General features: G+C 49.0%; 23 protein-coding genes and 1 tRNA gene. 13 read left to right on the top strand and 11 right to left on the bottom strand.

Translation table 11 applies throughout. The annotated features are described in order from the left end of the window. Positions 1–24: 24 nt before the first annotated feature. The 6 genes from Q3C19_RS08865 to Q3C19_RS08840 all read right to left on the bottom strand — a co-directional run bounded on the left by Q3C19_RS08865 (position 25) and on the right by Q3C19_RS08840 (position 7,660). Positions 25–471, bottom strand: a complete 447-nt coding sequence (locus Q3C19_RS08865) for a YhcH/YjgK/YiaL family protein (protein ID WP_022163031.1) — start codon at positions 469–471, stop codon at positions 25–27. Between the two features lie 37 nt (positions 472–508). Beyond that, the gene (locus tag Q3C19_RS08860) at positions 509–1,180 is read right to left on the bottom strand and encodes a DUF2461 domain-containing protein (protein ID WP_071149896.1); all 672 of its coding nucleotides are present in this window, start codon (positions 1,178–1,180) and stop codon (positions 509–511) included. Positions 1,181–1,408: 228 nt separating this feature from the next. Next, a complete protein-coding gene (locus tag Q3C19_RS08855; protein WP_277120709.1) occupies positions 1,409–3,973 on the bottom strand; it encodes a glycosyltransferase family 1 protein in 2,565 nt (854 codons plus the stop codon). Positions 3,974–4,004: 31 nt separating this feature from the next. Next, entirely contained in the window at positions 4,005–5,669 is a 1,665-nt protein-coding gene (locus Q3C19_RS08850; protein ID WP_277120710.1) for a glycogen/starch synthase, read from the bottom strand. Between the two features lie 147 nt (positions 5,670–5,816). Next, positions 5,817–6,614 (bottom strand): arginase family protein, encoded by a 798-nt coding sequence (locus Q3C19_RS08845; protein ID WP_302728704.1) that lies wholly within the window; start codon positions 6,612–6,614, stop codon positions 5,817–5,819. Further along, positions 6,611–7,660: an alcohol dehydrogenase gene (locus Q3C19_RS08840; protein WP_302728702.1), complete on the bottom strand. Its 1,050-nt coding sequence runs from the start codon at positions 7,658–7,660 to the stop codon at positions 6,611–6,613. The genes Q3C19_RS08845 and Q3C19_RS08840 overlap by 4 nt, the downstream gene beginning before the upstream one ends. A 535-nt stretch (positions 7,661–8,195) precedes the next feature. Between Q3C19_RS08840 and Q3C19_RS08835 the strand changes: the two genes are divergently transcribed. Genes Q3C19_RS08835 through Q3C19_RS08825 form a run of 3 tightly spaced genes read left to right on the top strand, consistent with a single transcriptional unit; the run spans position 8,196 to position 10,816 of the window. Further along, on the top strand, positions 8,196–8,798 hold the full coding sequence (locus Q3C19_RS08835; protein WP_368045233.1) for a DUF1847 domain-containing protein: 603 nt from the start codon (positions 8,196–8,198) through the stop codon (positions 8,796–8,798). Between the two features lie 15 nt (positions 8,799–8,813). After that, positions 8,814–10,502, top strand: a complete 1,689-nt coding sequence (locus Q3C19_RS08830) for an RluA family pseudouridine synthase (protein ID WP_302728698.1) — start codon at positions 8,814–8,816, stop codon at positions 10,500–10,502. 5 nt (positions 10,503–10,507) lie between these two features. Further along, positions 10,508–10,816: a nitrous oxide-stimulated promoter family protein gene (locus Q3C19_RS08825; protein ID WP_287641834.1), complete on the top strand. Its 309-nt coding sequence runs from the start codon at positions 10,508–10,510 to the stop codon at positions 10,814–10,816. 124 nt (positions 10,817–10,940) lie between these two features. Here the strand turns inward: Q3C19_RS08825 and Q3C19_RS08820 are convergent, their stop codons facing one another. Then, positions 10,941–11,405: a MaoC family dehydratase gene (locus tag Q3C19_RS08820; RefSeq protein ID WP_022164086.1), complete on the bottom strand. Its 465-nt coding sequence runs from the start codon at positions 11,403–11,405 to the stop codon at positions 10,941–10,943. 175 nt (positions 11,406–11,580) lie between these two features. On the opposite strand from Q3C19_RS08820, the gene Q3C19_RS08815 reads away from it, so the two are divergent. From Q3C19_RS08815 to Q3C19_RS08790, 6 genes are all read left to right on the top strand, one after another. Continuing rightward, entirely contained in the window at positions 11,581–11,991 is a 411-nt protein-coding gene (locus Q3C19_RS08815; protein ID WP_288912027.1) for a secondary thiamine-phosphate synthase enzyme YjbQ, read from the top strand. A gap of 131 nt (positions 11,992–12,122) precedes the next feature. Beyond that, positions 12,123–12,884: an SDR family oxidoreductase gene (locus tag Q3C19_RS08810; protein ID WP_302728695.1), complete on the top strand. Its 762-nt coding sequence runs from the start codon at positions 12,123–12,125 to the stop codon at positions 12,882–12,884. A gap of 37 nt (positions 12,885–12,921) precedes the next feature. After that, a complete protein-coding gene (locus Q3C19_RS08805; RefSeq protein WP_302728693.1) occupies positions 12,922–13,902 on the top strand; it encodes a lytic transglycosylase domain-containing protein in 981 nt (326 codons plus the stop codon). Between the two features lie 242 nt (positions 13,903–14,144). Then, a complete protein-coding gene (locus tag Q3C19_RS08800) occupies positions 14,145–14,663 on the top strand; it encodes a very short patch repair endonuclease (protein WP_302728691.1) in 519 nt (172 codons plus the stop codon). A 76-nt stretch (positions 14,664–14,739) separates the two neighbouring features. Continuing rightward, positions 14,740–16,035 carry a DNA (cytosine-5-)-methyltransferase gene (gene dcm, locus Q3C19_RS08795; protein WP_302728689.1) on the top strand — a complete coding sequence of 432 codons (1,296 nt, stop codon included), beginning with the start codon at positions 14,740–14,742 and terminating at the stop codon, positions 16,033–16,035. A gap of 2 nt (positions 16,036–16,037) precedes the next feature. Further along, positions 16,038–17,231 carry a type II restriction endonuclease gene (locus Q3C19_RS08790; RefSeq protein WP_302728687.1) on the top strand — a complete coding sequence of 398 codons (1,194 nt, stop codon included), beginning with the start codon at positions 16,038–16,040 and terminating at the stop codon, positions 17,229–17,231. Positions 17,232–17,559: 328 nt separating this feature from the next. Here the strand turns inward: Q3C19_RS08790 and Q3C19_RS08785 are convergent, their stop codons facing one another. The 3 genes from Q3C19_RS08785 to Q3C19_RS08775 form a co-directional block, all read right to left on the bottom strand. Beyond that, on the bottom strand, positions 17,560–18,333 hold the full coding sequence (locus tag Q3C19_RS08785) for a TIGR03915 family putative DNA repair protein (protein ID WP_302728685.1): 774 nt from the start codon (positions 18,331–18,333) through the stop codon (positions 17,560–17,562). Between the two features lie 160 nt (positions 18,334–18,493). After that, complete coding sequence (locus Q3C19_RS08780) at positions 18,494–19,768, bottom strand: putative DNA modification/repair radical SAM protein (protein WP_302728683.1); 1,275 nt, start codon at positions 19,766–19,768, stop codon at positions 18,494–18,496. A gap of 192 nt (positions 19,769–19,960) precedes the next feature. Then, positions 19,961–20,134 (bottom strand): hypothetical protein, encoded by a 174-nt coding sequence (locus tag Q3C19_RS08775; protein WP_022162130.1) that lies wholly within the window; start codon positions 20,132–20,134, stop codon positions 19,961–19,963. Positions 20,135–20,282: 148 nt separating this feature from the next. Between Q3C19_RS08775 and Q3C19_RS08770 the strand changes: the two genes are divergently transcribed. From Q3C19_RS08770 to Q3C19_RS08755, 4 genes are all read left to right on the top strand, one after another. Next, positions 20,283–20,930: a helix-turn-helix domain-containing protein gene (locus Q3C19_RS08770; RefSeq protein ID WP_071149906.1), complete on the top strand. Its 648-nt coding sequence runs from the start codon at positions 20,283–20,285 to the stop codon at positions 20,928–20,930. Positions 20,931–21,100: 170 nt separating this feature from the next. After that, positions 21,101–21,730, top strand: a complete 630-nt coding sequence (locus Q3C19_RS08765) for a hypothetical protein (RefSeq protein ID WP_071149907.1) — start codon at positions 21,101–21,103, stop codon at positions 21,728–21,730. Positions 21,731–21,750: 20 nt separating this feature from the next. Then, positions 21,751–22,326, top strand: coding sequence for a uracil-DNA glycosylase family protein (locus tag Q3C19_RS08760; RefSeq protein WP_288912034.1), 576 nt, complete (start codon positions 21,751–21,753; stop codon positions 22,324–22,326). A gap of 64 nt (positions 22,327–22,390) precedes the next feature. Next, a tRNA-Trp gene (locus tag Q3C19_RS08755) sits at positions 22,391–22,463 on the top strand. Positions 22,464–22,655: 192 nt separating this feature from the next. On the opposite strand, the gene Q3C19_RS08750 is transcribed toward Q3C19_RS08755, so the two are convergent. After that, positions 22,656–24,206: a hypothetical protein gene (locus Q3C19_RS08750; RefSeq protein WP_302728679.1), complete on the bottom strand. Its 1,551-nt coding sequence runs from the start codon at positions 24,204–24,206 to the stop codon at positions 22,656–22,658. Between the last annotated feature and the right edge of the window lie 4 nt (positions 24,207–24,210).

The raw sequence follows: 24,210 nt of genomic DNA, 5'->3' as shown, positions 1-24,210 counted from the left end.
ATACTATCTTAGGATTTTATACAGTCAGACTTTTATTTTCACAATAATTTTTTTCACTCCATCGGGTGTGATGCCGGGAGCATGACCATCCTGAGGGAAAAAGATGGCAAACATGCCAGGCTTGACAGTAATATAGCTTTCGGCAGGACCGTCAAAGAAGACAATATCCTTTTCCGCATTATAAGGTGTACTTACCGAAAGGCAATCCTGAACCGGCGTATACCCCATGATTTCATCTCCTGAAAGAGGAATCTGAATGTCTATATATTCCTGATGAGCTTCCAGTCGGGCCTGCTCTGAAGTTTTCGGCTGTGTCTGAGCCACATTTACCCAAAGCTCTTTACCCTTCAACTCTGTTTTTCCGACTTCCATATTCTTCAAATCGCACGATTTCAAGAATTCTGCCACCTGTGCAAACAACGGATGCAGAGAGACGTACTTTCCTATATGCTCCAATTTGTCTATTACCATAGTTTTAAGATGTTAGTTGGTTATTATCATATAAGCATTATTCATATTCGAACTCATCGATTGTATAGTTTATAAAGTCTGAAAAGCGCTTCATCTGCCTGAAAATATCATCGATGCGATCCAGACAATCCGGTTCAAGAAAGAAATGATCCGGCTGACTACAAGCCACTGTATATTCCTTGCATTGCAAATACTTCAAATAAGGATAATCTTTCGGAAAACCCTTGGGAGCGGTTTTCAGGAAGGTCTCTCCTACAACCGGAAAATACTGTTTGAAGAGAGGATCTTCTACAATACTGCGATACTCTGTCATATTGTCGTACACCGCCTGCCTTATAGCACGTAACAAAGGCGACGGCAAACAATAACTGCCTCCTGCCAGCAGACAATTGTCCGGCTGCAAATGCACATAATATCCGCAATGATAAGACTTTTTCCCTTTTGCATTGATATACCCGCCAAAATGTATCTTATAAGGAGTCTTGTCCTCCGAAAAACGGGTATCTCTATAAATCCGATAGGTGCAGTCTTTAGGCTCCAGACACCGGACACTCTCGTCGAACAGGGCAATCCGAGAGATAACCGCAGAAAGTAAATGATCGAACTCGCTACGGGCGGCCTCGTAGTAATCGCGGTGCGCATTGAACCATTCGCGATTATTGTTTGCGGCCAAATCTTTCAAAAATTGGAATATAACGGAAATATCCATATCATTCTTCTTTTATTTGACAAACTTACAAATAAAATTTTGAAGAAACTAAAAAAGTACACAAAAAATAGAAACTGCCCGCATACACCAACCTGCCCGAAACATTGCGACAAACACCCGAACACAAAAAAGGCTGCATCAGCAAAATCTGTCATTGACACTTTGCCGACGCAGCCTATTCTTTTGTCAGGACAGGAAACCCCAATCCTGATTATCGCTTACTTCGTATCAGATAAACCAACGAACGTAACAGAAATCTTGACGATGAGGCAGATCCGGATTCTTGGGGAACATACGATATGCAACCTTAAAGCTTCCAGCATTCTCCAACTTGTGACTTACACGGAAAGTATAGAGATTACCTTCCTTCTTCACTACTTCGAACGGTTCTACAGAGTATACATGTTGCTTACCATCGGCTGCAGTATAGGTAGTAACCAATTCCAAACCAATAGCGTCGTCCAAGCCTTTCTCATCTATTACATAAGTAATGGTATATTCCTTACCGCTTTCGATAGATCCTTGTCTAACTTCTTCAGACTTTTCACTCGAAACAATCTCGATGCTATCCCACTTTTCAGCCACAGTTTCTTTCCATGCGGCAATTTCCTTGGCTTTCGCATAACCGTTGGCTTCCAGCAAATGGAAACGTTTGGCTTCCTTATTGTAGAACTTGCTATAGTAATCGTCCAGCTGACGCTTCATTGTATAGTGAGGTGCAACCTGAGCGATAGAATTCTTGATCGTCTTGATCCAGCCTTCAGAATATCCCTTCTTGTTGCGAGCATAGTACAAAGGCAGAATTTCAGTTTCCAGGATACTGTAGATAGTAGCAGCATCGAGCTGATCCTGATGTTCCTGGTTCTGATAAGTACGTTTCTCGGTCAAAGCCCAACCAGCACCTTCGCGATAGCCTTCGAGCCACCAACCGTCGAGTACAGAGAAGTTGACTACACCATTCATCAATGCCTTTTCGCCAGATGTACCAGATGCTTCGAGCGGACGAGTTGGTGTATTCAACCAAATGTCAACACCCGAAATAAGACGACGTGCCAATTGCATATCGTAGTTCTCAAGGAAGATGATCTTACCCAAGAACTCAGGGCGACGAGAGATTTCGATAATCTTCTTGATCAATCCCTGGCCAGCACCATCGTGCGGGTGAGCTTTACCAGTGAAGAGGAACTGAACAGGATAGTCGGGGTTGTTCACAATCTTGGCCAGACGATCCAAGTCGGTGAACAGCAGGTGAGCACGCTTGTAAGTAGCGAAACGACGACCGAATCCAATCAGCAATGCATTCGGATTGATCTTGTCGAGCAGAGATACAATGCGCGAAGGATCACCCTGATTCTTCAGCCAGCTTTCACGGAACTGACGGCGGATGTAGTCAATCAGCTTGTTCTTCAATCCCATGCGGGTCTTCCAGATCTCTTCATCGGGCACATTGTAAATGGCTTCCCAGATCTTTGCATTCGACTGGTCGAACCAGAAGTTTTCGTCGAAGTGAGCAGCATAAAGCTGTTTCCACTCGGTTGCACTCCATGTCGGGAAGTGTACACCGTTGGTTACATAACCTACGTGCATTTCTTCGGGGAAGTAGCCCTTCCAGATAGGTGCAAACATTTCTTGCGATACTTTTCCGTGCAACCAGCTTACGCCGTTGACTTCCTGAGAAGTGTTGCAGGCAAAGATAGACATACAGAAGCGCTCGCCCTTGTCGCCCGGATTGTTGCGGCCCAAGTCCATCAGTTCATCCCAAGTGATACCCATTCTTGAAGGATAGCCTCCCATGTACTTACCGAACAGGCCTTCGTCGAAATAATCGTGACCGGCAGGCACAGGTGTATGAACGGTGTAAAGCGAAGAAGCACGAACCAATTCGATAGCCTGGTTGTAAGTCAGTCCTTCGGCTACATAGTCGCAGATACGCTGAACATTGATAAGAGCAGCATGTCCTTCGTTGCAGTGATAGATATCTTTCTTGATGCCCAACTTCTTCAGCGTCAGGATACCACCGATACCCAACAGGATTTCCTGCTTCAAACGGTTTTCCCAGTCGCCACCATAAAGCTGGTAAGTGATAGAGCGGTCGAACTCGCTATTCATCTCGTTGTCCGTATCGAGCAGATACAGAGAAACACGACCTACGTTTACTCTCCATACATAAGCATGTACATAATAGTCGAGATAAGGTACATCGACAATTACTTGCTGACCGTTTTCATCGAGCACACGGTCGATAGGCAACTGGCCGAAGTTCTGTGCCTCGTAATTGGCAATCTGCTGGCCGTCCATCGACAGTGTCTGAGTGAAATAGCCATAACGGTAGAGGAAACCTACCGCGCACAAGTCGACATTGCTGTCCGAAGCTTCCTTCAGATAGTCACCGGCCAGTACACCCAAACCGCCTGAATATATTTTAAGAACATGGTTCAAACCATACTCCATACTGAAATAGGCTACAGAAGGACGTTTTTTGTCCGGCTCTACATCCATATAAGTACGGAACTTGGAGTAAACCGCTTCCAATCTGCGAAGAATTACTTTATCATTTGCCAATGCTTCAAGTTTGGCAAAACTCATACGTTCCAATAGTAGAACGGGATTTTGTCCCACTTCTTTCCAAAGAGCCGGATCAAGGTCTTTAAACAACTCAGTAGCTTCATAGTTCCACGACCACCAGATGTTTCGTGCCAATTCAGACAACTTCTCCAGTTCTTCAGGAATATGAGATTTCACATTCACTTCCCTCCAATTCGGAGTGTTTACATTACTAACTTTAATCTTCATTGTATGATAACTTGATTGATAAATAATTACGTTAACCCAACTGACGCTTCATGGCATTGCGCAAGGCAACGTCATAAGCCTCATAATAATATTGTATAAAGTGCTTCCATAAAGCCTGTTCGGCTACCTGGCTTGCTCTTTTACGTATTTCTTTGATTTCGGATTCGGTCTTAGCCGAGAACGCCGAAATGGTATCTTTGATGCCGTCGGCCACTTCCGAATAATTATAGTCCGAGCGATGCAACACTTCTACACCGTCGTCGATGCCATGCTGGTTCTTCAAACTTTTTACCCAAAGCCCGAACCCGGCAAGGTCGGTTGTAACGGTGGGCACATGGAAAGCCACACTCTCCAGCGGCGTATATCCCCACGGCTCGTAATACGAAGGATAGACGCTGAGGTCCTCGCCCAGAATGACGTCATAATAATGTTTGTTCAGGATACCGTCTTTTCCATCCAGATAGCAGGGCACGAAGATAACCTTTACCTTATCTTCTACCCGATTGCCCATGCCCAGATATTTCAACATGTCAAGCACCTGATCGTGCGTCATGTTCCTCAACCAGTGGGTGATAAAGGGACATTCGAGCGGAGTATCGTATTTGCCGCCTTTCTTTTTCAAACGGGCTTGAAGGTCTTCGCGCGGATCGCCTACCCATCCGGGCACATTGACAAAGGCCAGTACTTTCTTTTTCAGATTCTTATCACGATTCAGGCGATTCAATGATTCCAGAAAGACATTGATACCCTTATTCTTAAATTCATAGCGTCCGCTCGTACCGATAATCAGTGTATCATCGTCCAGGTTGTCGCCCAACAGACAATTGGCCACACGCAGCATCAGGGCGCGTGCGCGCTTGCGCTTACCTGTAAAAGTAGCCCCCTTCGGAACAAAATCGTTTTCGAATCCGTTCATCAGGATGACATCGGCCGACTTGTCGAGCAACTCGCGGCATTCGTTATTGGTAATCTCGCTGACGGTTGTAAAGCAATCGACGTTGTGGGCAGTCTGCTTCTCGATGGAGTGCTTGGATTGCATATTCAGTTCGACCGCCATCTGATCGCCGTTGTAAGCGAAGAGATAATCGTACAGCGGCTTGTCATTACCTGCAATCGAGCGACCTATCGAAGTGGCGTGTGTAGTAAAAATGGTTGCTATCTCAGGAACAGCCGTTTTCAGATAAAGGGCTCCCATGCCTGTCATCCATTCGTGTGCCTGAAAAACTACCTTGTCGGCTGTCGTCAGGTTGTAGCGATAAAAACTTTCCACAACACGGCCAGCCGCATAAGCAAACATAGACGCTTCGTCATAATCGCCATACGCATGCAGGGAATCAACCTGATAGCGATTCCACATTTCGGTATAAATTTCATTCTTCTGTGAATAAAAAGGCTGGAAGTCAACGAGTATGACAATCGGTTCTCCAGGAATCTGCCAACGGCCTACACGCACTGCGAGCTGATCTTTCTCTGTCGCATGTTTTTTCCATGCTGCGCATAAATTGTCTGATTCGACAAACAGGGGATTTTCCTTTCCCTGCCAGAAATCAGGCCCTATAAAGATCACTCTGTCACGAAACTTATTTTGTAAAGTATTTGCCCTTGTCGACAAAACCGTATAAATACCACCTACTTTATTACATACCTCCCAACTTGCTTCAAAAATATAATCGGGGGTCAGTAGTTCTCTAGTCATATATGTCATTATATCTCAACTTTATTGTGCCCGCAAAAATACATATTATTCTTTGAAAAATAGTTTTTTAACTAAAAAAACTAATGATAACAATCCGCAAACGCCCCCACAAAACGGTACAGCGGCATTCAAAGCCTTTTTAAAATCTCATTTACGAGACATAAATGTAACATGTTTACGGCATCCATGCGATTCGGCTGATTTCAGAAACAAAGCCAGCAGCTCGCTATTGGCTTTTCCGTTTATGGCGAGTTCTCTTTTTTCTTCAAAGAAATTGAGCGAACGAGAACATTCGCCACAAATATCCACCCCTACAACGGCTTCTTTTTTCAGGATAATGCCCAGCAAACTTTCGAGTTCGTCCAGTGTAAGTGAGCCCTGATCCCAATTGGTAGCGGCCGATGCTCCGTTCAACACATCCTTATCGACAGATATATAAACGGGGCAATCGACATGTTCTTCCGAAAAACGGTTCCAGCCCTCTTCGTGCGATAAGTCGGTTTCGCTATAACACTTCACCTTATCGCCATAGCCCGTCGTCATAGCTTCGACCAGCGATTCGGCAGCCCCCACAATGAACACTTTATGCAAAAAGGGGTTGGTTTCGAGCACATCCTTCACCCACGATCCACACGATAGCATATCCTCGAACAATGTAGGCTGCATGTCGGGGTGATGATCAAAAACGACCAACGAGAAAGGTTCACGAATTTTATCCGTCCACAATTTGCTCAAATAGTGATAGTTGCCCGAATCGATAAAGTGAATGCCTTCAGGCGAAAACGAAGCTATCTTCTCTTCGAGCCGACGACGGGCATCGACATCGCAATAGCAATCCACACCGTTCAGGTCGGTGCAGTCAATCCATCGGAAGCGGCGATTCTTTATGAAGTTCTCTTCTTCGTAAACGTGGGTGAAATTCATCAGGATGATGTTTGGCTTCATCGGCATCCTCCTTCCATGATAACGGCCACCTTGATTACTCCATCCGCACGGTTTTCGAACAGGCGGTAAGCTTCTTCAATGTCGGAGAGCGGAAAACGGTGGGTGATGAGCGGTGTGGTATCTATCTTTCCCTGTTCGATCAGACGGAGTATCCCGGCGCAATCGCATCCATCCACTCCACCCGTCTTGAAAGTCAGATTCTTACCATACATGTCGGGCAGCGGAAGCACCTGCGGACGGTCGTAGAGGGCTACGACGGTGACCACTGCATTGGGGCGTGCGCACTGCCATGCCAGGCGAAAGCTATCGTCCGAGCCAGCTACTTCTATTACCACATCGGCGCCTCCATGAAGACTGTGCGCAAGTACAAAGTCCTGACACGCGTCGGGTTCCGTCACCAACACATCAGGATAGTGTTCTTCGACAAAGCGTCTTCTTTCGGCCGACTTCTCGCAGACAATGATGCGCCGAGGCTGCTTCAAAAGGGCGCAAAGCAAGGTGCAGATACCCGTCGGACCTGCTCCGATAAGCAGCACTGTATCATCGGGCTTAATCTCGGATATGCGGGCTGCCCAATAACCTGTAGCCAGAATATCGCCCACGAAAAGAGCCTGTTCGTCGCTCACCGAGTCGGGGATGCGGTTCAGCCCTTGATCGGCATAGGGAACACGCACGTATTCGGCCTGTCCACCGTCGATGCGGCAGCCCAACGCCCAACCGCCATTGGCATCGGTGCAATTGTTTACATAGCCCTGACGGCAAAAGAAGCATTCGCCGCAGAAGGTTTCTACATTGACTGTCACCCTGTCGCCGGGCTTCACCGTCTTTACGGCGGAGCCTACTTGCTCGACGATGCCTACCATCTCGTGCCCCACGGTGATACCGGGCACAGCGCGAGGCACACTGCCATGCTTAATATGCAAATCGCTGGTACAGATGCTTCCCAGGGTAACGCGCACCAGTGCGTCGCGCGGATCAATCAATTGCGGAATCGGTTTTTCGGTTAAGGCGAAGCGGCCTTTCTCAATGTAAGTATATGCAAGCATTTCTGTATTTCCTCCTTATAATAAAATCAAATGGTAGACACAAACATACGAATAAAATCCGATAAGGTGTCCGCATGCAGGTACTTATTTTATCCGAACCGCCCGTGAACGAAAAATAGCAAGTCTGCAACGATACATCCGAACAGATTAATTCGTAACTTGCGCCCCTAAACGCGATTTTCACCTTCCACAGCCTTGTTCGGAGAGAGAAGCAGAAAACAAATCGCACTGAAAAAGCCGTTTGTAAGACTTACGTTTCCAAGTGAGAGCAGAGCAACGGTTCATGAGCTCATATACTTACAAACGAATAAACTGATAAACTAAAAAACTTAATACATATATGGCTGACAACTATCTTGAAAACCAATTCGAGCAATACCAGGCACGCAAAGCCGCCTGGGAGCGAGAAAAAAAACTTGGCAAGCGAAAGACGCATCCCACTCCCCCGCCGACAACCGGCAAGGCGGCATCTGCCGAAAGTACAACGCCTGCCGAAAGCGTAAAGCCCGACACAGGAGCTACACCGCCCTCGTGCGTGGACTGCGGCACCCAAAACTGTAAATATAAGACCAAGACTTACCCCGGCTTCTGTCTGACTACCCACCTCGACCCTGCCGACCAGCAATGGGCTCTGGAGCGTTACGACGAAGGACGTAACCACGACATCATGGTGGCCAGTGCCGAAGTCGAATACGAAGGTTATTGCCAATGGACGCGTGTGGAAGAAATCATGCATTTTGCCCGTAAGATAGGCGCCCACAAGATAGGCATCGCCAACTGCATCGGCCTCGTCAGCGAAGCGCGCATCTTTGCCCGCATCCTGCGTGAAAACGGCTTCGAAGTCTATTCCGTCGTCTGCAAGGTGGCCGGACAGGCCAAATCATCAGTCGGCATCCCGCAGCAGTGCGAAAGTATCGGTGCAGCCATGTGTAACCCCATCCTGCAAGCACGCCTGCTGAACAAAGCCCAGACCGACCTGAACGTAGTCATCGGCCTGTGTGTGGGGCACGACAGCCTCTTCTACAAATATTCTGATGCCTACGTAACAACGCTGGTCACCAAAGACCGTGTAACGGGCAACAACCCAGCCGCCACGCTCTATACCGCCCACTCGTACTATCGCAAAAAACTCAGTTAACGCCTCACCGACAATATGCTACACCGTTTTCACGTTCCCATCGACCACATCGCCTTGCCGACAAAATTCACTTATCCCTTCTGCTATACACCCCACCCCCTCTGCCTCATAGCTTCCTACGAAGTGCAGGAATACCTGAAGCAGCAGGCCCAATGGAAGCAGGAGCTCGACGCTGGTAAGATGTTTGGCGTACTGGTAGTGCGCACTGCCGACGGCCAGTTGGGTTATCTGGCGGCTTTCTCGGGCATATTGGCTGGTAAAAACATGCACCCTTTCTTCGTACCGCCTGTCTACGACCTGCTTCAGCCCGACGGTTTCTTTAAGATCGAAGAAGAGCAGATCTCGCAGCTCAACGCACGCATCGACGCTATGCAGACCGACGAACAGTACATACACCAGAAAAACACACTACTCCAAAGAGAGAGAGCCGTACACAAGGTGCTCGACGATGCCAAAACCGCGATGAGAGAAGCCCGCCTGCGGCGAGAAGAACGCCGAAAAGAAGCCTCACTGACGCCCAAAGGTCGCCTCGCTCCCGACGAAGAAGCCGCCCTGATACGTGAAAGCCAGTTTCAGAAGGCCGAATACAAACGGCTCGAAAAACGCTTGTCCGCATGGCTCGATGCCTCGCGTAATCTGACCAACGAAGCAGAGGAAAAGATGGCTTGTCTGAGGTCGGAGCGCCGCCAGCGTTCCGCCGCCCTGCAACGGCGCCTGTTCGACCAATTCACCCTGCTGAACGCCAAGGGCGAACGCAAGAGCCTGCACGATATATTTATCCAAGATTTCGAAAAAATACCCCCCGCAGGAGCCGGCGAATGTGCTGCCCCCAAACTGCTTCAGCAAGCCTATCTGAACGGTTGGCAACCCATAGCTATGGCCGAATTCTGGTGGGGCCAGTCGCCCAAAACCGAAATACGTCGGCAGGGCAATTTCTACCCCGCCTGTAAGGGCAAGTGCGGGCCTATCCTATCGCATATGCTCGTCGGCCTGGATGTAGACGACAATCCGATGGAAAACTACCACACCATGCCCCAGGCACTGCCCATCGTCTACGAAGACAAATGGCTGGTGGTAGTCGACAAGCCTGCGGGCATGCTCTCCGTACCCGGCAAGACCCCAAACTGCGTATCGGTATACAGCCTGATGCGCCAGCGCTACCCCAATGCCGAAGAGCCTATGATGGTGCACCGTCTGGACATGAACACCTCGGGCCTGCTCATCGTCAGCAAAGTGAAGCGGGTGCACGAGGCTTTGCAGAAACAATTCGAAGAGCACCGCGTACGAAAACGCTACACCGCCCTGCTCGAAGGAGCCGTGCCGAACGACAAAGGCCGCATCACACTGCCCCTCTGCCCCGACCCGCACGACCGTCCGCGGCAACTGGTGCACACCATCTATGGCAAAGAAGCCATCACCGACTACGAAGTGCTGTGCCGCAGAGATGGCCGCACACTGATAGCCTTCTACCCGCTGACGGGCCGCACCCACCAGCTTCGGGTGCATGCCGCCCATCCGCTGGGATTAGATTGCCCCATTGTGGGCGATGAACTATACGGGCACAAGGGTTCACGCCTCTGTCTGCATGCCGAATCGCTGGAGTTTGTCCACCCCATTACGGGCAAGCAGATGCACCTCCGTCGGAAAATCGACTTCTGGCTGGAGAGTTGGAAGAACAAGGAAAACGAAAACGAAGAAATGTAACTGATATGAGTTCACGCATCGAAGAAGAACAGCAGACCGTCCGCCAGATGATACGCCTTTACTGCCGGCGGAAGGAGAAGAACAAAAGCCTGTGCGCAGCTTGCCGCGAGCTGGAGGAGTATGCTTGCAAACGCCTGTCGCACTGCCCTTTTGGCGAGGAGAAGCCCACCTGCCGCCTCTGCACCGTGCATTGCTACAAACCGCAGATGAAGGAGCGGATGAAGAAGGTGATGCGCTATGCCGGTCCGCGGATGCTGCTCTATCATCCGATAGCGGCTGTCCGACATTTGTGGAGAGAGTATTTTTCGAAATAGACGCCGCTCGCTTGATGGTAAAATAAATCACCACAAATTATACAGATTTGCATAGAATAAGATAAAAATATGCAACATTCTGAATAATCCGTGGTGAATATCGAAAAACGCCGTAGCGAGAGGCTTAATTGAAGTAGTACAAGAAAACAGCCACACCTTCGAGGGCTTTCTTCTTCTCGCCCTCAATCTCGATGGCAAACTTGATTTCGGCTTTGGCCACACCGCGCAGATTGGCCAGCGATTGCAGATCGGCCACCAGACGGATGCGCTGACCCGAAAGAACAGCCTGTCCGAACTTCATCTTCTCCATGCCATAGTTGATCATCATCTTCAGGTTGTTCACCTCGATGATCTGGCCCCACAAGTAAGGCAGCATCGAAAGGGTGAGATACCCGTGCGCGATGGTGCTGTGGAAGGGGCTCTCCACCTTAGCACGCTCGGTGTCGACGTGAATCCACTGATGGTCGAGCGTAGCGTCGGCAAACAGATTGATGCGCTCCTGCGGCAATTCTACATAGTCGGACACGCCGATGCGCTGTCCTACTAATTTTTCAAAATCCTCGTACGAATTGATAACAACTTTTTCCATAAATTTCTTTTTAGATTTATAACGGCCAGCAAATATCGCCTTTTTTCGCCAAAAGGCAAAAGATAAGCGCAAGGATATGCCCGATAAAAGCCAATTTTGGCGTATATTTGCACAAAGTCCGCCCACGAAAGGAGATGAAAGCCGGCGGACGCCAAACTTCTGAAGAACCGAAAAAATGATAACGCAAAAAGAATTTACCCTGACGCCCCACCGGAGGGGCTTCCACCTGGTGACCGACGAAATAGTGCGCAATCTGCCGCCCCTGCCCGAAGCGGGGCTGCTGCATCTGTTCATCAAGCACACATCGGCCGCGCTGAGCATCAACGAGAATGCCGACCCCGACGTGCAGACGGACATGACAGCCATTTTCGACCGCCTGGTGCGCGAACGCGAACCTTACTATCAACATACCTGCGAGGGCGACGACGACATGCCAGCGCACGCCAAATCGACGCTGGTGGGGGCCTCGCTCACCATCCCCATCAGCCACGGACGCCTGAACATGGGCATCTGGCAGGGCATCTACCTGTGCGAGTTCCGAAACCGAGGCGGAGGAAGGCGGATTGTGGCGACGGTCGTTGGATAAATGAAAAAATGAAGAATGAAGAATTTCTAACGAATAACCGACCTGCGACAACCACTCGTAACTCATAACTCATAACCCATAACTCGTAGCTCGTAGCTTGTAGCTCGTAGCTTGTAATTCGTAACTAAACAATGAAGAAAGCTATTATTATCGGAGCCACATCCGGCATAGGGCTCGAAGTGGCTCGCCTGCTGCTTCGGCAGGGATGGCGTATCGGCGTGGCCGGACGGCGCGAAGAGGCTTTACAAGCGCTGCGTAGCACGGCGCCCGAACGGGTGGAAACGGCACGCATCGACGTCACCCGCGACGATGCTCCCGAACGTCTGAGGGCGCTCATCGACCGGCTGGGCGGCATGGACCTGTTCTTCCTCAGCTCGGGCATCGGCTATCAGAATCCGACGCTCGACCCCGACATCGAACTACGCACGGCGCGCACCAACGTCGAGGGCTTCACCCGCATGACGACGGCTGCTTTCGACTACTTCAGGCAACAGCAGACCGAGGGCCGACTGCCGAGCGAGGGCGGACACATCGCCGTCATCAGCTCCATCGCAGGCACCAAGGGGCTGGGAGCCGCACCGGCTTACTCGGCCACCAAACGCTTTCAGAACACCTACATCGACGCTCTGGAGCAGCTGGCCCGCATGCAGCACCTGCGCATCTGCTTCACCGACATCCGTCCGGGCTTCGTAGCGACCGACCTGCTGCGAGGTGGCAACTACCCCATGCTGATGCGTCCTGAGCGCGTAGCACAGCACATCGTAAGGGCGCTGGAGCAACGCAAACGGGTGGCCATCATCGACGTTCGCTATCGGCTGCTGGTGTTCTTCTGGAGGCTCATTCCACGGACGATATGGAAGCGAATGCCGGTAGGGAGAAAAAATGAAGAATGAAGAATGAAGAATGAAGAATTAACCATTTACCATTAAAATGAAACAAAAACCCATACCCATCATACTGACCGCCGGCATCGCCCTGTGCATCGGTGCCGCCTTGCCCCTGCTGACGGGGGGAAGCCCGTTCGACCCGACGCGCGACTCGGTGAAGTCCGAAGTGCCCTACTGCGTGGCACCGCCCAGCGTGCCCGATCAGATTGTCTTTGCCGGACAAACCATCGACCTGAAGCGCTACGACCACCGCGAGCGGATGGATCGCGAACTGATGTCGTTCACCTACATGCACTCCAGCACCATGCTCACCATCAAGCGCGCCAACCGCTACTTTCCCATCATCGAGCCCATCCTGAAGGAGAACGGCGTGCCCGACGACTTCAAGTACCTGGCCGTCATCGAGAGCAGCCTCAACACCTTGGCGCGAAGTCCGGCCGGAGCCGCAGGCCTGTGGCAATTCATGCCCGCCACGGGGCGCGAATACGGGCTGGAGGTGAATGCCAACATCGACGAGCGCTACCACGTGGAGAAGGAGACGCGAGCCGCCTGCCGCTACCTGAAGGATGCCTACGAGCGCTTCGGCAACTGGCTGTGCGTGGCCGCCTCGTACAACGCCGGACAGGGGCGCATTTCGTCCGAGATGAAGAAGCAGCTGGCCGACCAGGCGGTTGACCTGTGGCTCGTGGAAGAAACCTCGCGCTACATGTTCCGCCTGCTGGCCGCCAAGGCCGTCATCAGCGAGCCGCAGCGCTACGGCTTCCTGCTGAAACGCGAACACCTCTATCCGCCCATCCCCTACCGCGAAGTGACCGTCGACACCGGCATCGACTCGCTGGCCGTCTTTGCCCGCCGCGAGGGCATCACCTACGCCCAGCTGAAGGATGCCAACCCCTGGCTGCGCGAACGCTCGCTGGCCAACAAAAGCCGCCGCACTTACGTGCTGAAGATTCCTACACAGGCGGGCATGAACTACGACCCGCGGCAGACGGTGCCTCATCGGCGAGAGTGGGTGATCGACTGAAACGCCTGCGGGCGTTTCTCCCTCCCCGTCGTCGTCAGCACGTTGATGCGCCCGGAAATCCATGAAACAGGTATGTCATTTTGCAAACATTTTGTCCAGTTAGGAAAAAATTATTGCCTAGTTAAGAAAAAATATTTCCCTAACTGGGGAAAAATGACGGGCTACTCCTGATCTGGTAAATACAAAAACTGTTTTGTAAATCAATTACAAAAAAAGAGTATTTTTGTATCAAAATCTTGCTTATGGATATTTGGAGCAAAGAAAAACGTTCGGCAGTAATGGCCAAAATTAAAAGTAGAGACACCAAGCCTGAATGGATAGTCCGTCGCTACTTATATTCCCGCGGTTATCGTTATCGGAAAAACGTAAAGGGACTGCCGGGTACACCTGATATTGTATTACGCAAATACGGCATTGTAATCTTCATACATGGGTGTTTCTGGCATGGTCATGAGGTGGATGGACACATGCCCCACTCGAACAGCGATTTCTGGAGAAAAAAGATTGGGCGGAATAAGTTGCGGGACGAGCGCAACAAGGCAATTTTGCTAAAAATGGGATGGAAAGTGATGACAATATGGGAATGCCAACTGAAACCTGCCGTTCGCGAACAGACGTTATTGGAAATGGAGTATTGGATAAACCACACGTATCTGGATCGCTTCCGCCGGAAATCCCCCAAGCTTTACGAAGATGAAGAAACGCCCATACTGATGGCGGCAGAAGAGCAGGAGCAATATGGAGCTAATGAAGGGGGATGAAAATTTATAAATTCACCACTCGCTATTCTCAATAAAAAACTGTATTTTTGCAAAAATTAATCGACTAACAAATTGAATGATAGCAAAAAAGACAAATATACGAGATGTCAAACTCAGCGATTTTCCAGAGGAAATAGATGAGCAAAACGGTATAAAATTGTACGGAGAAATCAGTTGGGAAAATCAGCTTGCCGTACTCAGCCATTATTTGCATAACAACCGCGACCTTGAAGATAATGATTATAAAAGGGAGGTGATAACCGCTATCCGTGAGTTTTTAGAACGAAAAAAAGAAAACAAGGATGATGAAATAACAGAAGAATACGCAATCAAAGTGGCAGAAGACCCTATTGCCTATGATTTATTTGCGGATTTTTTCAATGTGCCATTTCCCGACCCGAACGATCCTAAATTTACTTTCATAGATTTATTTGCTGGCATGGGAGGTTTCCGTTTGGCAATGCAAGCGCAAGGTGGCAAGTGTGTCTTTTCCTCTGAATGGAATAAGTATGCCCAAAAAACCTATATGGCAAACTTTGGAGAAATGCCCTTTGGCGATATTACGAAAGAGATAACCAAAAGCTATATTCCCCAAGAATTTGATGTACTCTGTGCAGGTTTTCCTTGCCAACCGTTTTCCATTGCAGGTGTTTCAAAGAAAAAAAGTCTTGGACGCGAAACGGGTTTCAAAGACAAGACACAAGGCACTTTGTTTTTCGATGTAGCTGATATTATCAGCCGCCACCGTCCCAAAGCCTTTTTCCTAGAAAACGTAAAAAATCTGATGTCGCATGACAAGGGCAATACGTTTAAAGTCATAAAAGGCACTTTGGAGGAATTGCGCTATTCAATACATTACCTCGTGATGGATGGGCAAACGTACGTGCCCCAACATAGAGAACGTATCATGATTGTAGGTTTTAATCGCGACGTATTTCATGGAGAAGAACAATTTACTTTTCCTAAACAAGAACAAGCCACTCGAAGTATTAAAGAAATACTTGACCCTAACATCGATGGAAAATACACGTTGAGTGATAAATTATGGAACTACTTACAGAACTATGCCGAAAAACACCGTGCAAAAGGCAATGGCTTTGGTTACGGATTGACAGATCTCAATGGCATTTCAAGAACACTTAGCGCACGATATTATAAAGATGGTTCAGAAATTTTAATACCACAAGGTGAAGGTAAAAATCCTCGCAGACTTTCACCTCGTGAATGCGCTCGATTGATGGGATATCCTGATGAATATCGCCTCAATCAAGTTTCTGATGTGCAAGCTTACAGACAATGTGGAAATTCTGTTGTGGTACCTCTTATTACTGCAGTTTCTGAACAATTGGTGAAAACAATGTTAACTGAATAATTATGAGTGAAATATTGAACAGTGCCATAAACAAAGTACAAAACGCCAAATATGCATTTTGTCGCTTTATCACAGCCAACGATACAGGAAAAAACGGTTCGCATCAAGCAGGTTTCTACATACCCAAATGCGCAGCCGCACTTTTATTTGACACCCCGGGAGTGAAGGGTGAAAATAAAGATAAACTGGTAAAAGTAAAATGGCAAGACGACTTTACTACGGACAGTCGTTTTATCTATTATGGGCAGGGAACACGTAATGAATACAGAATTACTCGCTTTGGGAAAGGTTTTCCTTTCTTTGAAGAAGATAACGTAGGTGATTTACTCATTATTGCCAAACAAAGTGAAGACTATTATTATGGTTTCGTTTTACAAGCCGACCAAGACATAGATGATTTCTTCGCTTTCTTCAATTTATCACCAGAAATGACCAATCAATTGATTGACATTTCTCAAGCGAAAACTCCAGAAAAGCAACTGGAAACAAGCATTCAAAGGATTGTTACTTTGTACACTGATTTTCCAGAAACAAGTCAAATGGCAAAGCTTGCCAGAGAAATTTATAATGAAGCGCACCATATTACCAATGATGACATTTGCAAAAATCCCGATAACCAATTATTGAAATGGATTGACACGGAATATACCCTATTCCGCAATTTTGAAGAAAAAATATATGCTCCCATTTACAGTACGGCATTCCCCAATTGCCAAGAATTGATTAAATTCTCTAATATCATACTTAATCGTCGTAAATCCCGTGCAGGAAAATCTTTGGAACATCATCTAGCCACCATTTTTACGGCCGCAAAATTAGAATACGAAGAACAGGCCGTAACAGAAGACAATAAAAAACCTGATTTCTTGTTTCCGAATGGAGAAGCATATCACAACCTATTATTTCCGGCAGACAAACTGGTCTTCTTAGGAGCAAAAACTACCTGCAAAGACCGTTGGCGTCAAGTTCTGAATGAAGCTAACCGTATCGAAACTAAATATTTATTTACGTTACAACAGGGTATTTCCAAAAATCAATTGCGAGAAATGAAACATGAACATTTGAAATTGGTTGTACCAGCTCTTTATCTGAGCTCTTTTGATAAAGAGTTCCAAGCTGAAATAGAAACATTATCCTCATTCATAAACATAGTCAAGGCAAAACAAGAAAATAAAACCATCTTCTCAACTCCATAACTATTTGCTGAATTAGTAATGCAAAAACTCAGTGAACAAAGACGACAAGATAATATTAGGATATTCCTTCTCACTCCGAGCATTCAGAAAATATATATACATTTACAAACATTAAAACGAACTTAAAGCAAAAATAAAAACAAACAAATTAAGATGCAAGAAAAATTTGTATAACACAAAGACAGAGACACAACTTGCAGAAACTACAGCCCAGCATCCCCACCAGCAATGCAGCACCCCAGCCGCGTTACAGTATTACAGTTACAGTTAAGTAAAAATCAGAAATCAGCAGGTAGAGGCCGACACGAAACAGCCCCAACAACATGTACTACTGCTGCTTTTCGGTCAGATACTTCCAATAGCGCACGGGCATGTCCTGCCGGTGCTTACGCGGATTGAGGCGCTCCTTGATGCAGATGGCCTTGAAGTAAGTTTGCCACAGCTGCTGAAAGAGGCGTTCGTCCTTGTCCAGCAGACTGTCGTCCAGGCGGCCGGAGGCAAGGTGTGGCAGGTTGTCCGCCTCGTCGAAGGTGACGCGGCGAAGGTCCGTCAGGTCGTAGTAGAAGCCATAGGCACGGCCCACGTCGTAGATCAGCCAGCGCTGGTCGGCAAAGCGGTCGCGGAAGTGGGCGACAATCAGCGGCAGGGCGTTCTTCTGCGGTTCGACGGCGGCAAAGTAGGTGCCGTCGGCCGTCTTCTGGAAGCGGACGAACTGCATCAGCCGGTGGGCCTCCTGATGAACCCGCCTCCACATGCGGGTGAAGGCCAGCACGTCGGGGTCGGCAAAGTTGGTCTCGATGGAGCGCGGGGCGTCGATGGCCTTGCGGATGTAGCGGAAGAGGAGCATGGGCGTCTCTGCCTCCTCGGCCAGCCAGCACTGCGCCAGGCAGGTCATGGCAGAGGGCGACAGCTTCTTCTGCAAGCCGCGCCACACGCGGTCGGCCTTGGCTTCGTCCGTCTGCACGTCGAACACTGCGTCGCAAAACAGCGGCAAAGGCTCGTCCCTACCCTGCAACGCGTCGGGGAAGGTGCGGCGGGCGTAGGCCTCGAAAACGGCGGTCAGAAGGCCGGGGAAGGTGGTGTCGAAGTGGAAGACGGTCATGATAAAATGAAGAATGAAGAATGAAGAATGAAGAATGAAGAATTAAAAATTAAGAATGAAGAATGAAGAATCGACTGAAAAATGAGGAATGAGGAATCGACTGCGGGCGAAAAAAAATTCTTCATTCGGAGGCGTAGCCGACATTCTTCATTCTTCATTTTCAAGTGTTCAGGCTCTCTCCCCACTCTATACTCAGCTGCCGCTCGTCCGTCTGTTTCTTGGGCTTGGCCACCAGCAGGCGGCGGACGCCTGGCGGGGTCAGCTCGTGGATGGTGCGGGCGGGCAGTTCGTTGCACGTCAGGAAGTATTGCGCCTTTTTCATCACCACGCCCATCTTCTTCAGCTCGTAGAAGCCCAGGCGCGAGAAGCGGCGCGAGGCCACGATGAGGCGGGCGGACTTCACACCCACGCCGGGGATGCGCAGCAGCTGTTCGTAGTCGGCACGGTTGACGTCGATGGGGAACTGCTCGGGATGTCGCAGGGCCCACGCCAGCTTGGGATCGACTTCGAGGTCGAGGTCGGGGCAGGTGTCATCGACAATCTCATCGACCTTGAACTGATAGAAGCGCAGCAGCCAGTCGGCCTGATAGAGGCGGTTTTCGCGCACCAGCGGAGGCTGTTTCAGGGCGGGCAGGCGCTTGTCGTAGGTGTTCACCGAGACGTAGCCCGAGTAATAGACGCGGCGCATCGTGGGGCGGCTGTACAGGGCGGACGATAGCGTAAGGATGTCGCGGTCGGTCTCCGACGTGGCGCCCACAATCATCTGCGTGCTCTGCCCGGCGGGGGCGAAGCGGGGCGCGTGGCGATGCTTCTTGCGCTCTTCGGCGCTTTCGAGCACACCCTGCTGGATGTATCGCATGGGGGCGAAGACGCTCCGGTGGTCCTTCTCGGGCGCCAGCAGCTTCAGGTTCTCCTCGCGGGGAATCTCGATGTTGACGCTCAGTCGGTCGGCGTAGAGGCCGGCCTCGTTCACCAGCTCGCGGCTGGCTCCGGGGATGCTCTTCAGGTGGATGTAGCCGTTGAAGCGGTGCACCAAGCGCAGGTCCTTGGCCACGCGCACCAAGCGCTCCATCGTATAGTCGGGGTTGCGCACCACGCCGCTGCTCAGGAAGAGGCCCTCGATGTAGTTGCGGCGGTAGAACTCGATGGTCAGGTCCACCAACTCGCTGACCGACAGCGTGGCGCGCGGTAGGTCGTTGCTGCGGCGGTTGATGCAGTAGGCACAGTCGTAGATGCAATAGTTGGTCAGCATCACCTTCAGCAGGGAGATGCAGCGCCCGTCCTCGGCAAAGCTGTGGCAGATGCCCACGCCGCCCACGGTGTTGCCCAGCGTGCCGGCTCGGTTGGAGCGTACCGTTCCGCTGCTCGAGCACGAGACGTCGTACTTGGCCGACTCGGCCAGTATTTTCAATTTATTTAATACATTTTCATTCATAAGCATTTGCCGAATCGGTCGGAATCGGCCAGACAAAAATACAAAAATCTCTGCAATCTGATATGCAGGAGGCAGAATTTCCTCTTTTCGCCCACTCAGCTTTCACGACAATCGCATCATTCGCTTTTCTATACAAAAAAAGACTGCCAAACCTATCGGGGCAGTCTTCAATTCTTCTTCAGAATGCTATACTTATTTAGCGGCTTCCAAAGATGCTTTACGGAAAGCTTTCATTGCTTTTTCGATTTCCAAAGAAGCCTTACGGGCACGGGTTCCAGCGGCCTTATTACCAGTTTCAATCTGTGCCTTCGCATCTTTTTCGAACGCTGCATACAATTCAGCAACCTTTTCAACTAATTCTTTCATAATCCTTTAAAATTACTCTGTTAATAATGTTTAGCAAAAATACATTCTTTCCTGGAATAAATGCAGAAAAAAAGATTTTTTTTTGAAATAAAAACTGATTTTATTCAAAAAACGGGCATATCCGCGTTTTTTCCCTACTTTTGCAGCCATGAAAACGTTTACTGATACAGAATATATACACGCCTTGATAGCCGAAGGCGAACATCAGCAACAGGACTTCAAGTTCGAAATATCCGATGCGCGCAAGATAGCCAAAACCCTTTCGGCATTTGCCAACACCGACGGCGGACGGCTGCTGATCGGCGTGAAAGACAACGGAAAAATAGCCGGCGTACGCTCGGACGAAGAGCAATATATGATAGAGGCCGCCGCACAGCTGTATTGCTCGCCGCAAGTGGACTATCGCATGCACACCTACCTGGCCGAAGGACGGAGTGTCCTCGTGGTCGAAGTAGAAGAAAGCCGGCAGAAACCCGTCTACGCCCGCGACGAATCGGGCAAGAACCTGGCCTATCTGCGCATCAAGGACGAAAACATACTGGCCACGCCCGTACACCTGCGCGTGTGGCAGCAAAGCGGCAATCCGCAAGGCGAACTCATCGAGTACACCCAGCGCGAACAGCTGCTGCTCGACCTGTTGCGCGAGAACGAGCTTCTGTCGCTGAACCGCTACTGCCGCATGGCCCGCCTCTCGCGCCACGCCGCCGAGCATCTGCTGGCCAAGTTCATCCGCTACGGCATTGTAGAGACCGTGTTCGAAGGGCATAAGTTTCACTTCCGCCTGAAGCTGAGCTGAGGCAAGGTTCTCTCCTCCCTCCCCCCTGATTGCCGACCGGCTGGAGGCATAGAAGACGATCTGGAATGCTGGCCGAAGAAAAATTAAGAAATAAGCCATGCACAATATTGGTGTAAACCGACTTATTTCGTACTTTTGTAGCACAATTTCAATACTATTCATCAAACGATATGGGAATATTTACCAACTTATTCAAAAAAAATACTGAAGAGAATTCTTCAAAAAACGTAGAAGACTTCGTGTCGCTGACCCGCGTATATTTTCAGTCGGTCATCGCTGCCAACCTGGGCATCACCAACATACGCTTTGTGCCCGACGTGGCCAACTTTAAGCGCCTGTTCAAGATCCCTACCCAGGGCGGACGGCTGGGACAAGCCGAAAAAACAGCTTCGAAGAAGATGCTGATGCAAGACTACGGCCTGAGCGAAAACTTCTTCAAGGAAATCGACTCATCCGTTAAGAAGCACTGCCGTACGCAGAACGACGTACAGTCCTACCTCTTTATGTATCAGGGATTTTCGAACGACCTGATGATGCTGATGGGCAACCTGATGCAATGGAAATTCCGCATGCCCTCCATCTTCAAAGGAGCCCTGCGCACCATGACCGAGAAGACCGTACACGAAGTATGCACCAAAACCGTGTGGAAGAAAGACGACGTGCACAAGACAGCCGCATCCGTACGCCAATACAAAGAACGCCTGGGCTACTCCGAACAATGGATGACAGAATACGTCTACAACATCGTGATGCTGGCCAAGAAAGAAGCTGGAAAGAAGAAGGAAGAGACTGAGAAATGAGTTGACTAAACAAAAGGCCAATGAACATAGAGCAACATCCCCTGGAACCTTTCCTGCCCGAAAACGCCCAAGTGCTGATGCTGGGAAGCTTTCCGCCGCAACGTAAGCGGTGGTCGATGGAGTTCTATTACCCCAACTGGAACAACGATATGTGGCGAATCACAGGCCTCATCTTCTTCGGCGATAAGGAGCACTTCGTAGACAAACAGCAGAAACGCTTCGACCGCGAACGCCTCGTCAGCTTCCTGCGTCAGAAGGGGATTGCCCTGTTCGACACCGCAACCGCCGTACGCCGCCTGCAAGACAATGCGTCGGACAAGTACCTCGAAGTAGTGCAGCCCACCGACGTTTCTGCTCTGCTCCGCCGTCTGCCAGTGTGCCGCGCCGTCGTCACCACAGGCGAAAAGGCTACCGATACCCTCTGTACACTGTTCGGCATCGAAGCCCCCAAGGTAGGTGACTTCGGCGAGTTCGTCTTCGACGGACGCCCCATGCGTCTGTATCGGATGCCCTCATCCTCGCGGGCCTATCCGCTGGCGCTGGAAAAAAAAGCGGCCGTCTATCGCCTTATGTATCAGGACTTGCAGATGCTTTGACAAACTTTTATTTGTTGAAGTGCTTGCATATTCAAAACTTTCCATTACCTTTGCAGCCGCAAACACGGGAATAGCTCAGTTGGTAGAGCATCGGTCTCCAAAACCGAGTGTCGGGAGTTCGAGCCTCTCTTCCCGTGCATAGATAAGAAGCTGTAACTGATAAAGTTACGGCTTCTTTTTATTTGTATCTATCCCTTCTCTTCTCCCCCTCTTCCTTTCCCAATTGACGGGCCTTTAGTGCCTCTGTATTGCCCGTTCCGAATGGATAACTAACGGCTTGACAAGTGAATAACTAACGGCTCGACAAGGGATCAGATAAAGCATCCAAGTCACTCTTCCACAACTTGTTTAGGATCAGACCAGGAAGGAATCAGTTCTATGCGATCATCCACATTTTCTGATGTGATGTCAGGAAGGGAAACATGAATGGGGAAATTCGTAAAGCTATAACCTTCAAAAGGACCTGCATGATTTAAATTACATCCCCCAAAAAAATCATCATTGATAGCATCCATAAGGTCAGTATTTTCCATATACTCCTTCCATTGCGTTGCAACTTCAGCGCTATTACTCATAATTTCATCCAAATTAATAGTATCTTCTTTATCTGAAAAGGAATCACTTACAAACCATACCTTATTTACCGGATCACATTCAACCTTATACCATAAATTAATACCTTGCTGTATTGAGAAAGAAGTCCCTGTACCGCTTATACTGAAAATCGGACTCTCTGAAGCATCATAAAAATATAGAGCAGAAACAGTATTAGTACACATTTCACCTCCCGCAAATCCTATGATACGCACAATTCCATCTTCTGTTACCATACCACATAATGCCTCATCCCCATTATCCTGTTCGTAGCAAGAAGTTCTATCAAACCCTATGGCATTTGCTCTGGTACCTTTAATATAACCTGCACGGGATGTTCTTTCAGGCGAATACCAATTTCCCATCCTGACTGTATATATGTTACTACTTTGTACTATCTCCACATAACGTTGAATAACTAGTTGCTTATAACTGGCTTGAATTTCTGATAAATTACTTTGGATAAGAGCGGTAAGACTGTTGATCTCATCTTCAAAGCCTCGTATTTTATAAAATGGATGTCCCAAGCCTGTATCACCACCGTGTGCACATTTATTAATCCGATCACAAAAATCATCTATCCATTTAGACACAGCTTCTTCCACATTTGTTTTACAATTCGTTTCATAGAACCCATTTTCAATAGCTGTATATAAGTCAGTCGGATTCTCCGTTCTACTCACATCCGTCCGCGTCACAATACGCTGCAACAGGATATCATTCCGGTTCACCACTCCCTTGGACTCGGTGCAATTCAATGCGCCTTCCCACAGGCAATACATATTGTCGTCGTGGAAGGGAACATTAGGCAGCAGAATACGGGCATTCTGATAGAGCGTATCCCCCTTCACTACTGCAGGATGAGGGTTTTCGGCACTATAACCGTCGTAATTGAACAATGCAGAATCAACATTGGCAATGAAAAGTATGCGATAGTCAACACCGCATATCAGAGTGTCTTGCAAAGCCTGACGCTGCTCCCACGTCATGTTGTCGCGCGTAAGGGGCCACTGCTGGTTGGCTGGAATGGAAATACGACGGTGTTTCAACAGTACGCCCCCTTCCTTATAATAGACATAATAATCCAGAGAAGAAACAGGCAGTTTTCCTCCGGCACGGGTCGATGCACCGTTGTCCACTGTATAATCTACCAGGTAAGTACCATCGGGCATGGCAGAAGTTTCAGGCTTGCCCGTATAGTCAGGTTTCATTTCCTGCAGCGTGTCGTTGGTGCAAGAAGCAAGGGCCAGCATAGCCCCACATAACATATATAGATATAATCTCATAATA

Source organism: Bacteroides sp. ET489 (assembly GCF_030518095.1).
GTDB classification, from domain to species: Bacteria; Bacteroidota; Bacteroidia; order Bacteroidales; family Bacteroidaceae; genus Bacteroides; species Bacteroides ndongoniae.
Note: the sequence above shows the minus strand (reverse complement) of the source record. Positions and strands in the feature narration are given on the sequence as shown.